This is a genomic window from Microbacterium indicum DSM 19969 (genome assembly GCF_000422385.1).
Lineage (GTDB): Bacteria > Actinomycetota > Actinomycetes > Actinomycetales > Microbacteriaceae > Microbacterium > Microbacterium indicum.
The window spans coordinates 145,308-157,154 of sequence record NZ_AULR01000003.1 but is presented as its reverse complement, the minus strand read 5'-3'; the positions used below and the strand labels follow the sequence as shown (position 1 = coordinate 157,154).

The window sequence follows — 11,847 nt, the reverse complement described above, 5'->3', positions numbered from 1 at the left end:
ATGTGCCCCTGCGGATCCGGCCTCGCCTACGACGCGTGCTGCGGCGCGCTGCACCGCGGCGAGCGCCAGGCCGAGACGCCCGAGCAGCTCATGCGCGCGCGGTACGCGGCGTTCGCGAAGCGCGACGCCTTCTACCTCGCCCGCACGTGGCACCCGCGCACCCGCCCCGACGACGTCGGCGTCGACGGAACGCGATGGACGGGCCTCACGGTGCACGGATCCGCCGAACGCGGCGACGAGGGCACCGTCGACTTCACCGCGACGTACGAGGGCGGATCCCTCAGCGAGCACTCCCGCTTCGCGAAGCGCGCCGGCCGCTGGGTCTACGTCGACGGCGACGTCGCCTGACCGGCCGATCGGTCCGTGACGCCGTGTGACCCGGGTTTTGGATCCGCGGATCCCCGGTGGTCTGCTGGCGGGTATGACCCGCCAGATCCGCTTCAACGCGTTCGACATGAACTGCGTCGCACACCAGGCCTCCGGCATGTGGCGACACCCCCGCGACACCTCGCGGAACTACAACACGCTCGGCTACTGGACGAACCTCGCGCGGCTGCTCGAGGAGGGCACCTTCGACGGGCTCTTCATCGCCGACGTCCTCGGGACGTACGACGTGTACGGCGGCACGAACGAGGCCGCGCTGCGCAACGGCGCGCAGGTGCCCGTCGGCGACCCCATCCTCCTCACGACGGCGATGGCCGCCGTCACCGAGAACCTCGGCTTCGGGATCACGGCGGGGACGGCGTTCGAGCACCCCTATCCCTTCGCGCGCCGCATGACGACGCTCGACCACCTGACGAACGGCCGCGTCGGCTGGAACGTCGTCACGGGGTACCTGCCGAGCGCCGCCCGAAACATGGGCTCCGACGACCAGATGGCGCACGACCGCCGCTACGACCACGCCGACGAGTACCTCGAGGTGCTCTACAAGCTGTGGGAGGGCTCGTGGGAGGACGACGCCGTCGTCGAGGACCGCGAGACGGGCGTCTTCACCGACCCCGCGAAGGTGCACCCGATCGAGCACCACGGCGAGTGGTTCGACGTGCCGGGGATCCACATCAGCGAGCCGTCGCCGCAACGCACCCCCGTGATCTACCAGGCCGGCGCCTCGCCGCGCGGCATCGCGTTCGCGGCGGGCAACGCCGAGGCGATCTTCGTCGCCGCCCCGTCGGTCGAGGTGCTCGCCGGCACCGTGAAGCGGATCCGCGACGCCCTCGAGGCGGCGGGCCGAGGCCGGTACGACGCGAAGATCTACACCCTCATGACCGTCATCACGGGCGCGACCGACGAGGAGGCGCGCGCGAAGCACGCCGACTACCTGCAGTACGCGAGCGCCGAGGGCGCGCTCACCTTCCTGTCGGGCTGGATGGGCGTCGACCTGTCGCAGTACTCGCCCGACGAGCCCGTGGGCGACGTCGAGTCGAACGCGATCCAGTCGGCCGTCTCGCACCTCAAGGCCGAGGCCGACCTCGGGCGCGAGTGGACCGTCGGGGATCTCGCCGAGGCGAAGTCGATCGGCGGCCTCGGCCCGACGATCGTCGGCTCGGGCGAGCGCATCGCCGACGAGCTGCAGCGCTGGGTCGAGGAGTCCGACGTCGACGGCTTCAACCTCGCCTACGCCGTCGCGCCCGAGACCTGGGAGGACGTCATCGAGCACGTGATCCCCGTGCTCCGCGCCCGCGGCGCCTACCCCGCGTCGTACGAGCCGGGCACGCTGCGGCGCAAGCTGCAGGGATCCGACCGCGTCCGCGACACGCACCGCGCCGCGCAGTACCGGATCTAGGCGTCCAGCGCCCGCTCGACGGCCTCGCCGATCCAGTCGGCGAGGCCGTCGTCGTCGGGGTCCTACGCCGCCCGCGGTCCTTCGTCCGGCGCGCGTCGGGCCGCCCGATCCGCCGCCCTCCGCGCGAGAAGGGCGATCGCGACCACGAGGACGTATCCGCTCACGGAGAGCACGTGTCCCGCCGCTTCCGGGGCACCGATCAGCTGGACCGCGAGCAGCGCCGCGAGGTGGGCGAGGGCGACGACCGCCATCGCGATCAGGTACGGGACGCTGGCGCGCTGCGCCGCGTCCCACGCGCTGCGGGACCGGAGAGAGTGCCTCGTCCTCATGCCGACGGCGGAGTTCGACTCGAGCCCGCCGCGAGCGGTCATCCTGGCCAGCCCCCAGGAGACGACGGCGACGAGGACGTAGCCGACGATCGGCGGATAGAACATCGGCACCTCCCCGTCTCCGAGCGCTGAGCCCGACGAGGTTATCAGCGGGTACCCTCGCGAGGCGCCTCGGGCTGAGCCGTGTTGATCAGGCGCTGCGGGACCCAGGAGGCTCGTCCGAGTCACATGAGCCTGCGGTCCGAGCCGCCTGATCACGAGATCGGTCGCTTCCGCGGCGGGCTTGATGCGCGAGGATGACAAGGTGAGTTCCTACGTGCGTCCGTCGATCGACGCGCCGATCTTCCGCCACGCCGATGGGCAGGTCATCGACTACGGGAGCCTGTGGGGTGCTGGGTCACCGCCGGAGGACACGTACTCGGTAGAGACGCACCCCGAACGATTCGCGCCGCTCCACACAGTCGCCGACGCTCTCATCGCACACCTTCGGGACACCTACGACGTCGACGTCGAGGAGGGCGTGGAAGCCGCCGAGGACCTCCTCCACGCCTCGTATCACGAGGTGGTGCGAGCCGCACGAATACGACCGAACGACCCGACATGCGCAGCCGTGACCATCGTCTTCACCGCGTACCCCGGGGTATGCGTGCACGCGGGGTTGCTCAACGACTTCCACTATCCCGCCTGCGGATGCGACGCCTGCGACTCGAACTGGCAAGCAGAAGCCGACAGCCTCGAGCGAGACGTGCTCGCGGTCGTCACCGGGCACTACCGCGAGGCCATCGAACGACGAGACCTCGATCCCTGGGTGGGGTACGCGTTCACGTATCCCGACGGCACGAGCTCGGGGGGATCCCGCGAGCGCGGGGTCTCGACCGAGCGGTTCACGGCCGCCGAAGCGGTCCTGCGGGACGTCGCCGGGCCGTGGACCGAGTGGCCGAGCGACGCGTCATCCTCGTGATCAATACGCCCTAGGCGTTCAGGGCCCGCTCGACGGCCTCGCCGATCCAGTCGGCGAGGCTGTCGTCGTCGGGGTCGTCGAGCGCCGCGAAGGGGGCCGTGCGGCCGCCCTTCATCGTGAGCCGGTGCGCGCCGCGCTGCAGCGCCGTCGCGAGCGCCTCGCCGCCGCCCATCGGGAAGAAGACCTCGCTCGAGGAGACGCCGACGGCCATCTTCCCGTTCACCATGAAGCAGAGCGAGCCCATCATCCGCTTCTCCTCGACGTCGACGGTCGCGCCGCCGATGATCGCGCGGACACGATCCGCAATCTCCGGGTCGTAGGGCATGGGTTCAGAGTAATTTGCGATCCATGGCAGATCACTTCTTCGACGAGAACGACAAGCAGTACACGAAGGTCTACAAGCAGGAGACGCCCGACATCCTCGCGGCGTTCGGCGCGTTCGACCAGGCGGTCTTCGCGGAGGAGGGGCGCGAGATCCCCCTCAAGTACCGCCAGCTCATCGCGCTCGGCGTCGCGCTCACGACGCAGTGCGTGTACTGCATCGAGTCGCACTCGATCGCCGCCGCGAAGGCGGGGGCGACCGAGAAGGAGCTCGCCGAGGCCGCGTGGGTCGCGGCCGCGATCCGCGCCGGCGGGGCGTACGCCCACGGCCGCCTCGGCTTCAAGTTCACCGAGGGGATCCACCAGCACTGACGGGTCAGCCGCCGAGCGCCCCCGACTCCGTCACCGACACGTCGGTGCGGTGGAAGCGCAGGAACGAGCGGCTGGCCGTCGGGCCCCGCTGCCCCTGGTAGCGGTTGCCGTAGGGGCCGGATCCATAGGGGTTCTCGGCGGGCGACGACAGCCGGAAGAAGCACAGCTGGCCGATCTTCATGCCGGGCCACAGCTTGATCGGCAGCGTCGCGACGTTCGACAGCTCGAGCGTCACGTGGCCCGAGAAGCCGGGGTCGATGAAGCCGGCCGTCGAGTGGGTCAGGAGGCCCAGGCGTCCGAGCGACGACTTGCCCTCGAGCCGCGCGGCGATGTCGTCGGGCAGGGTCACGGCCTCGAAGGTCGACGCGAGCACGAACTCGCCGGGATGCAGGACGAACGGCTCGTCCGGCTGCACCTCGACGAGGTGCGTCAGGTCGGGCTGCTCCTCCGACGGATCGATGAACGGGTACTTGTGGTTGTCGAACAGCCGGAAGTACCTGTCGATGCGCACGTCGACGCTCGACGGCTGCACCATGTCGCGGTCGAGCGGGTCCAGGGCGATGCGGTTCGCGTCGAGTTCGGCGCGGATGTCGCGGTCGGAGAGCAGCACGGAGCAACTCTATCTTTTGGCACCGCGGATCCGACCGGGTAAGCTCGTCCCGTCCGGGGATGTAGTTCAATGGCAGAACTTCTGCTTCCCAAGCAGACAGCGCGGGTTCGATTCCCGTCATCCCCTCCACCTCAGACCGGCAGGGCACCGCACAGGCGCCCTGCCGTCGTCGTATCCGGGCGTCACCTGCCGAGGCGCTGCTGGGTCATCTTGCCGACGACGTCGAGGATGCCGGGGACGTAGGCGCTCCAGGCCCCGTTGATCTGCTCGAGATCGATCTTCCCCGTGTGCACCTGCTCGCAGAGGCGCAGCCATCCTTCGCCGGTCGCGGCGGTGAGGGCGGCCGCTACCCCCGCGTTGACGACGCTGCCCGCGCCGGGGATCAGCTTGAGCAGGCTGCTGGCCAGGGCACGGCCCGCCAGCTGCGCGCCGAGGTTCGCGAGCGCGCTCGTCGACAGCGCCGTCTGCATCTCGATGTCGTAGATCACCGAGATCCGAGCCATCATCCCGAGCTGGATCGGCGCCAGGGTGACCGCATCCGCGACAGGAAGCGGAACGGCCGCGGCACCGGCGGCCGCGGCGGCCGCCGCCGTGATGACGGGGCGGGCGAGCTCCCGCTTCCAGGGGAGGTTGAGGCGCTGCGCGATGCGAAACGCGTCCTTCTCGTCTTCCGGCGAGAGTGTCAGGGTCTCCGCCACGAGCTCACCGAGGCCGTGCCCCTTGCCCTTCCCGTGCTTGTCGCTGGTGGAGGTGAGGATGACGCGCTCGTAGCCGATCTCGAGGCGGCACCCGTGCTCGTCGACCGGCTTCTCGAGCCAGTCCACGAACTCCTGGACCCCCTGCGGTGCGCGGAACCGCCCCGTCACGGGGTTGCGCGACCAGTCGACCTTCGTGAGCACGAGGATCACCGGGAGGCCCGCGGCGCTCAGCTCCCGGATCATGGCCACGTCGGCCGGGGTCAGGCGATCGTCGTTCGCCTTCACGCAGTACCAGACCACCGAGATCTGCTCGTTCCGGGGATGCGCCGCGATCTGCGCCAGGTGCCCGCGCAGCTGCTCGGCGGGCGACAGGGCGGATCCGATCTCGAACCCCTCGATGTCCCAGATGCCCAGCGAGTCGTCGCTGTAGTACTGCACGCCGCGCGTGACCGGCAGGCCCTTCCCCACCTTCGCGAGGTCGCGGCCGAACACCGCGTTCACGAGCGATGACTTCCCCACGCCCGTGCCGCCGACGACCGCGAGGTTGAACCTCCCGTACCGCGACTTCGCCTGCGCGGCCCCGTCGAGGTACGGGGTCTCGTCGAGAGGGGATCGCTCGGGTTCAGCGCTCATCGTGTGCTCCTGTCGGGGCCGTGCCGCCAGCGGCGGACGCCATGCCTCCAGCATCGCGCACGCGAGCCCTTCCCGTCATCCGAACGGCCGCCCACGCCCCCAGCTGACGCTTCAGCACCTTCATCCGCCGCGGAAGGTGCTCTGGCGTCATCTGAGGCCCCGCGGTTCCGCCTGCCCCGCTGGGTTAGGCTCGGGGCGTCCGTTCCGCACCACCGAGGATGACTGTGACCGCAGATTCCGGCTCCACCCGACGTCAGCTCCGCGAGGCAGCGCCCGGCCCGCAGAAGAAGCGGCACACGGGAAGGTGGGTCCTGCTCGGCATCGGGATCCTCGTCCTCGTCGTCATCGTGTGGGTCGTGTGGCTCGGGATCCGCGTCGTCCAGGTGCGCGGCGACCTGACGTCCGCGCAGTCGCAGATCGCGAAGGTGCAGGACGATCCCTCGACGGTCGGCGACTCGCTCGGCGGCATCGGCGAGCACGCCGCGGCCGCCGCCTCGGCCGCAGGCGATCCGATCTGGCGCGCGAGCGAGTGGATCCCGTGGGCCGGCGACAACCTGCGCGGTGTGCGCCTCGCGTCGCAATCGCTCGACGTCCTCGTGAACGACCTCGCCCGCCCCGCCCTCGGCGCGATCGACGGTGGCGGCGACGCCCCCGTCCTCGAGACGGTCCTCCCCTACATCACCGACTCCGCCCCCGAGATCACCGAACTCGCGGGCGAGGTCCACGACGTAGCCGCGTCCGACTCGCTCATCGGCCCCGTGCGCTCGGGCGTCGACATGGTCGACCAGGTCATGAGCGCGACCTCGCCGTTCGTCGCGATCATGCCCGACCTCCTGGGCGCCGACGGCGCGAAGAACTACCTGCTCGTGTTCCAGAACAACGCCGAGTCGGTCGGCCTCGGCGGATCCGCGGCCTCTCAGACGCTGCTCTCGGCCGACGGCGGCGACCTCTCGATCACCGCCCAGGCGAGCTCGGCCGACTACGACAACCACGTCGGCAACTTCGTCGACGTCGACATCCCCGACAGCGCCAACCAGCTCTACGGCGACTACTACGGCAGCCGCGTCAACATGGCGCCCGCGCGCCCCGACTTCCCCTCCATGGCCGAGCAGATGCGCGCCTTCTGGAACCGCGACATCGGCGACCAGCAGATCGACGGCGTGCTCTCGATCGACCCCATCGCCCTCTCGTACATCCTCGAGGCGACGGGCCCCCTCGAGCTCGCCACGGGCGACGAGATGACGGCGGACAACGCCGTGCAGCTGCTCCTGAGCGACGTGTACACGCGGTGGGACTCGATGGCGGACGGCGACGTCGTCGACGCATTCTTCGCGAGCGTCGCGGGCCAGGTCTTCGACAAGATCGCGACGGGTGACTTCGACATCCCCACGATGATCTCCTCGGTCGGCAAGGGCATCGACCAGGGCTCGATCCTGTTCCACAGCTTCGACGACAGCGTGCAGCAGGTGATCCAGGACGACCGCATCGCGGGGATCCTGCCCACCTCGAACGACACCGCGAGCACCGTCGGCGTGTACCTGCGCGACGAGTCGTCCTCGAAGATCGACTACTACATGAAGTCGGCGATCGACGTGGCCCAGACGTGCTCCGACGGCGGGTCGACCTTCCAGGTCGCGACGACGCTCCACATGGACATCAGCCAGGCCGACGCCGACGCGCTCCCCGCCTACGTCATGAGCGGCAACTGGGGATCCAGTCAGTTCCGCACGACGATCTACGTCTACGGCCCTCCCGGGACCACGGTGGGCGACGTGCAGATCGACGGCCGCGACGTCACGGTCCTGAGCACCGACGTCGACGACCTCGGCCGCCCCGTCGCGGCCGTGCAGGCCTACCTGCAGCCCACCGAGCAGGCCACCGTGACCGCGACCTTCTCGGGCGACGGCGACTTCGGTCCGGCCGACGTCTGGTCGACGCCGATGGTCAACGCGACCGACACGACCGTCGAGGCCTGCGGGGAGTGACTCAGTAGCGGATCCGCTGGGTCGGCGCCGTCGGCGTCCGCCCGGCGGACTGCTCGGTCATCCACGTGTCGAGCACCTGCGTCGCGTCGGGCTCCCGACGGCGGCGCCGCGACTGCTTCTCGTCCCACAGCGCGCGCTCGAGCACCCGCCGGTCGCGCGCGTGCACCATGGCGCGCAGGAACGCCGCGATGAGGGTGCCGATCCACGCCCCGATCGAGTTCGAGACGATGTCGCGCACGTCGCTCACGCGGCCCGCGAGGAACTCGCCCTGCGTCCACTCGATGCCCGCCGAGTAGAGCGGCAGCAGGATCAGGGCGAGCCACCATCCCCACCCGGGAAGGGCGAGGCCGAGGAGGAAGCCCAGCGGCACGAACATGCCGATGTTGGCCGTGAACTCGAGCTCGTCGTACCCGAAGGCGTCGGGCACGCCGATGCGGTGGAGGACCTGCAGGAGCCGCTCGGCGACCGAGGGCACCCCCACCCCGTCGAGCGACGGGGTCATCGTCACCCACATGACGAACGCGAGGTAGACGACGAAGAGGACGGTGGCGATCCCCACGCGCATGCGGCTGCGGGGCGGGCGGCGATCATCTGCTCGGGTCATGCCTGCCACCGTAACGACGAAACGGGACCGGACCCTGAGGGTCCGATCCCGTTTCGGTGAAGACGCGAGGTCTTACTTGATGATCTTCGTCACCGTGCCGGCGCCGACCGTGCGGCCACCCTCGCGGATGGCGAAGCCGAGGCCGTCCTCCATGGCGATGGGCTGGATCAGCTCGACCGTCATGTCGGTGGTGTCACCGGGCATGACCATCTCGGTGCCCTCGGGCAGCGAGATGACGCCCGTGACGTCGGTGGTGCGGAAGTAGAACTGCGGGCGGTAGTTCGTGTAGAAGGGGTTGTGACGGCCACCCTCGTCCTTCGAGAGGATGTACGCGGTGCCCTCGAAGTTCGTGTGCGGGGTGGTCGAACCCGGCTTCACGACGACCTGGCCGCGCTCGACGTCCTCGCGCTTGAGGCCGCGGAGCAGCAGACCGCAGTTCTCGCCGGCCCAGGCCTCGTCGAGCTGCTTGTGGAACATCTCGATACCCGTGACCGTGGTCTTCTGCGTCGGGCGGATGCCGACGATCTCGACCTCGGAGTTGATCGCGAGGATGCCGCGCTCGGCGCGACCCGTGACGACCGTGCCACGACCGGTGATCGTGAAGACGTCCTCGATCGGCATGAGGAAGGGCTTGTCCTTGTCACGCACCGGGTCGGGGATCGACTCGTCGACGGCGTCCATGAGGTCGAGGATCGACTGGACCCACTTCTCGTCGCCCTCGAGAGCCTTGAGGCCCGAGACCTTCACGACGGGAGCGTCGTCGCCGGGGAAGCCCTGCGACGAGAGGAGCTCGCGGACCTCGAGCTCGACGAGCTCCAGGATCTCCTCGTCGTCCACCATGTCCGACTTGTTCAGCGCGACGAGCAGGTAGGGAACGCCGACCTGCTTGGCGAGAAGAACGTGCTCACGCGTCTGCGCCATGGGACCGTCGGTCGCGGCGACCACGAGGATCGCGCCGTCCATCTGGGCGGCACCGGTGATCATGTTCTTGACGTAGTCGGCGTGGCCGGGGGCATCGACGTGAGCGTAGTGACGCTTGGGCGTCTCGTACTCGACGTGCGAGATGTTGATCGTGATGCCGCGCTCGCGCTCCTCGGGAGCCGAGTCGATCGAACCGAAGTCGCGCTGGACGTTGACGTCCGACGGGAACTTCTCGGCGAGCACCTTCGAGATCGCGGCGGTGAGCGTGGTCTTGCCGTGGTCGACGTGCCCGATCGTTCCGATGTTCACGTGCGGCTTGCTGCGCTCGAACTTGGCCTTGGCCACTGTGTCCTCCTCAGGACGTCAGGGAAAGACGAGGGCGCTGGATTGCGACCGCGTCGATCCGGGGGTTTGTTTCAGTCTAATAGAGACAGTCGATGTGAAGTTGTGTGATGGCGGATGGGGCCGGGAGCGGCCCGGCCCCATCCGAGAGCCGGAAGGCGGGGAGTGTCTTACTCGCCCTTGCCCTTCTGGATGATCTCGTCGGCGACGGCCTTGGGAACCTCGGCGTAGCTGTCGAACTCCATTGAGTACACGGCGCGGCCCGAGGTCTTCGAGCGCAGGTCGCCGATGTAGCCGAACATGCTCGAGAGCGGGACGAGGGCGCGGACGACCTTGACGCCCTGGGCGTCCTCCATCGACTGCACCTGGCCGCGACGCGAGTTCAGGTCGCCGATGACGTCGCCCATGTACTCCTCGGGAGTACGGACCTCGACCGACATGAGCGGCTCGAGGAGGACGGGGTTCGCCTTGCGGATGGCCTCCTTGAAGCCCATCGAACCGGCGATCTTGAACGCCATCTCCGACGAGTCGACGTCGTGCGAGGCACCGTCGAGGAGGCGCGCCTTGACGCCCACCATCGGGTAGCCGGCGAGCACGCCGACGTTCATCGCGTCCTGGAAGCCCGCGTCGACCGAGGGGATGTACTCGCGGGGGATGCGTCCACCCGTGACCTCGTTCGAGAACTCGTAGACCTTGTCGCCCTCGACCTCCATGGGCTCGATCGCGAACTGGATCTTCGCGAACTGACCCGAACCACCGGTCTGCTTCTTGTGCGTGTAGTCGTGGCGCTCGACGGCCTTGCGGATCGTCTCGCGGTAGGCCACCTGGGGCTTGCCCACGTTGGCCTCGACCTTGAACTCGCGCTTCATGCGGTCGACGAGGATGTCGAGGTGCAGCTCGCCCATGCCCTTGACCGTGGTCTGGCCGGTCTCGGCGTTGTTCTCGACGCGGAAGGTCGGGTCCTCCTCAGCGAGCTTCTGGATCGCGAGACCCAGCTTCTCCTGGTCGGCCTTCGTCTTCGGCTCGATCGCGACCTCGATGACGGGCTCGGGGAACGTCATCGACTCGAGCACGACCTGGTGGTCGGGGTTCGAGAGCGTGTCACCCGTGGTGGTGTCCTTCAGGCCGATGACCGCGTAGATGTGACCCGCGGTGACCGAGTCGACCGGCACCTCCTTGTTGGCGTGCATCTGGAAGATCTTGCCGATGCGCTCCTTCTTGCCCTTCGTCGAGTTGACGATCTGCGCCCCCGACTCGAGGTGACCCGAGTACACGCGGATGTAGGTCAGACGACCGAAGAAGGGGTGCGTGACGACCTTGAACGCGAGGGCCGTGAAGGGCTCCTCCGCCGAGGCGTGGCGCTCGATGACGATCGACTCGTCCTTGGGGTCGTGCGCCTCGATGGCGGGCACGTCGACGGGAGCGGGGAGGTAGTCGACCACGGCGTCGAGCATGGGCTGCACGCCGCGGTTCTTGAACGCCGAGCCGCAGAACACGGGGTACGCCTCACCGGTGATGGTGAGCTTGCGCACGCCGGCCTTGATCTCGTCGATCGTGAGCTCCTCGCCGCCGAAGAACTTCTCGAGCAGCGCGTCGTCGGTCTCGGCGACCGTCTCGATGAGAGCGGCGCGGTACTCCTCGGCGCGCTCGACGAGGTCGGCGGGGATCTCCTGCGTCTCGTACGAGGCGCCCATCGTCACGTCGCCCTTGGCGTCGCCCGGCCACACGAAGGCCTTCATCGACAGCAGGTCGACGACGCCGACGAAGTCGTTCTCGGCGCCGATCGGAAGCTGCATGACGAGCGGCTTCGCCTTGAGGCGGTTCACGATGGTGTCGACCGTGTAGTAGAAGTCGGCGCCCATCTTGTCCATCTTGTTGACGAAGCAGATGCGCGGGACGTTGTACTTGTCGGCCTGGCGCCACACGGTCTCGGACTGGGGCTCGACGCCCTCCTTGCCGTCGAACACGGCGACAGCGCCGTCGAGAACGCGGAGCGAACGCTCGACCTCGACCGTGAAGTCGACGTGGCCGGGCGTGTCGATGATGTTGATCTGGGTGCCGTCCCAGAAGCACGTCACAGCAGCGGACGTGATCGTGATGCCACGCTCCTGCTCCTGCTCCATCCAGTCGGTCGTCGAAGCGCCGTCGTGCGTCTCACCGATCTTGTGGTTGACGCCCGTGTAGAAGAGGATGCGCTCGGTCGTCGTCGTCTTACCGGCGTCGATGTGCGCCATGATGCCGATGTTGCGGACCTTGTTGAGGTCGGTGAGCACGTCTTGTGCCACTTG

Annotated in this window: 12 protein-coding genes and 1 tRNA gene; 6 read left to right on the top strand and 7 right to left on the bottom strand. The window is 68.7% G+C overall.

The features are described 5' to 3' along the window. Both H576_RS0105880 and H576_RS0105875 read left to right on the top strand, forming a co-directional pair. A complete protein-coding gene (locus H576_RS0105880) occupies positions 1-348 on the top strand; it encodes a YchJ family protein (RefSeq protein WP_036319678.1) in 348 nt (115 codons plus the stop codon). 73 nt (positions 349-421) lie between these two features. After that, entirely contained in the window at positions 422-1,783 is a 1,362-nt protein-coding gene (locus H576_RS0105875) for an LLM class flavin-dependent oxidoreductase (protein ID WP_029150170.1), read from the top strand. Between the two features lie 62 nt (positions 1,784-1,845). Here H576_RS0105875 and H576_RS16095 read toward each other — a convergent pair whose 3' ends face one another. Next, positions 1,846-2,217 carry an SdpI family protein gene (locus H576_RS16095; RefSeq protein ID WP_051172242.1) on the bottom strand — a complete coding sequence of 124 codons (372 nt, stop codon included), beginning with the start codon at positions 2,215-2,217 and terminating at the stop codon, positions 1,846-1,848. 181 nt (positions 2,218-2,398) lie between these two features. Here H576_RS16095 and H576_RS0105865 point away from each other — a divergent pair, with 181 nt between their 5' ends. Beyond that, positions 2,399-3,073, top strand: a complete 675-nt coding sequence (locus H576_RS0105865) for a DUF6226 family protein (RefSeq protein ID WP_156888139.1) — start codon at positions 2,399-2,401, stop codon at positions 3,071-3,073. Positions 3,074-3,083: 10 nt separating this feature from the next. On the opposite strand, the gene H576_RS16090 is transcribed toward H576_RS0105865, so the two are convergent. Beyond that, the gene (locus tag H576_RS16090; RefSeq protein WP_051172241.1) at positions 3,084-3,398 is read right to left on the bottom strand and encodes a TfoX/Sxy family protein; all 315 of its coding nucleotides are present in this window, start codon (positions 3,396-3,398) and stop codon (positions 3,084-3,086) included. Positions 3,399-3,421: 23 nt separating this feature from the next. On the opposite strand from H576_RS16090, the gene H576_RS0105855 reads away from it, so the two are divergent. Further along, positions 3,422-3,766: a carboxymuconolactone decarboxylase family protein gene (locus tag H576_RS0105855; protein ID WP_029150168.1), complete on the top strand. Its 345-nt coding sequence runs from the start codon at positions 3,422-3,424 to the stop codon at positions 3,764-3,766. Positions 3,767-3,770: 4 nt separating this feature from the next. Here the strand turns inward: H576_RS0105855 and dcd are convergent, their stop codons facing one another. After that, positions 3,771-4,376 carry a dCTP deaminase gene (dcd, locus tag H576_RS0105850; RefSeq protein WP_029150167.1) on the bottom strand — a complete coding sequence of 202 codons (606 nt, stop codon included), beginning with the start codon at positions 4,374-4,376 and terminating at the stop codon, positions 3,771-3,773. A 55-nt stretch (positions 4,377-4,431) separates the two neighbouring features. Between dcd and H576_RS0105845 the strand changes: the two genes are divergently transcribed. Beyond that, positions 4,432-4,505: transfer RNA gene (locus H576_RS0105845), tRNA-Gly, on the top strand. Between the two features lie 53 nt (positions 4,506-4,558). Here H576_RS0105845 and H576_RS0105840 read toward each other — a convergent pair. Next, on the bottom strand, positions 4,559-5,707 hold the full coding sequence (locus tag H576_RS0105840) for a GTPase family protein (protein WP_029150166.1): 1,149 nt from the start codon (positions 5,705-5,707) through the stop codon (positions 4,559-4,561). A gap of 224 nt (positions 5,708-5,931) precedes the next feature. Here H576_RS0105840 and H576_RS14510 point away from each other — a divergent pair, with 224 nt between their 5' ends. After that, complete coding sequence (locus tag H576_RS14510) at positions 5,932-7,692, top strand: DUF4012 domain-containing protein (RefSeq protein WP_051172239.1); 1,761 nt, start codon at positions 5,932-5,934, stop codon at positions 7,690-7,692. Position 7,693: 1 nt separating this feature from the next. Here the strand turns inward: H576_RS14510 and H576_RS16085 are convergent, their stop codons facing one another. The 3 genes from H576_RS16085 to fusA form a co-directional block, all read right to left on the bottom strand. Then, positions 7,694-8,296, bottom strand: a complete 603-nt coding sequence (locus H576_RS16085; protein WP_084502480.1) for a VanZ family protein — start codon at positions 8,294-8,296, stop codon at positions 7,694-7,696. Positions 8,297-8,368: 72 nt separating this feature from the next. Further along, positions 8,369-9,562 (bottom strand): elongation factor Tu, encoded by a 1,194-nt coding sequence (gene tuf / locus H576_RS0105825; protein WP_029150165.1) that lies wholly within the window; start codon positions 9,560-9,562, stop codon positions 8,369-8,371. 167 nt (positions 9,563-9,729) lie between these two features. After that, on the bottom strand, positions 9,730-11,844 hold the full coding sequence (gene fusA, locus H576_RS0105820; protein WP_029150164.1) for an elongation factor G: 2,115 nt from the start codon (positions 11,842-11,844) through the stop codon (positions 9,730-9,732). Positions 11,845-11,847: the final 3 nt, after the last annotated feature.

Excerpts from the sequence above, each read along its gene's own strand:
- H576_RS0105875 (WP_029150170.1), top strand. The coding sequence starts at position 422 with ATGACCCGCCAGATCCGCTTCAACGCGTTCGACATGAACTGCGTCGCA.
- H576_RS0105840 (WP_029150166.1), bottom strand. The coding sequence starts at position 5,707 with ATGAGCGCTGAACCCGAGCGATCCCCTCTCGACGAGACCCCGTACCTC.
- H576_RS16095 (WP_051172242.1), bottom strand. The coding sequence starts at position 2,217 with ATGTTCTATCCGCCGATCGTCGGCTACGTCCTCGTCGCCGTCGTCTCC.
- H576_RS16085 (WP_084502480.1), bottom strand. The coding sequence starts at position 8,296 with ATGACCCGAGCAGATGATCGCCGCCCGCCCCGCAGCCGCATGCGCGTG.
- H576_RS0105865 (WP_156888139.1), top strand. The coding sequence starts at position 2,399 with ATGCGCGAGGATGACAAGGTGAGTTCCTACGTGCGTCCGTCGATCGAC.
- H576_RS0105855 (WP_029150168.1), top strand. The coding sequence starts at position 3,422 with ATGGCAGATCACTTCTTCGACGAGAACGACAAGCAGTACACGAAGGTC.
- H576_RS16090 (WP_051172241.1), bottom strand. The coding sequence starts at position 3,398 with ATGCCCTACGACCCGGAGATTGCGGATCGTGTCCGCGCGATCATCGGC.
- H576_RS0105880 (WP_036319678.1), top strand. The coding sequence starts at position 1 with ATGTGCCCCTGCGGATCCGGCCTCGCCTACGACGCGTGCTGCGGCGCG.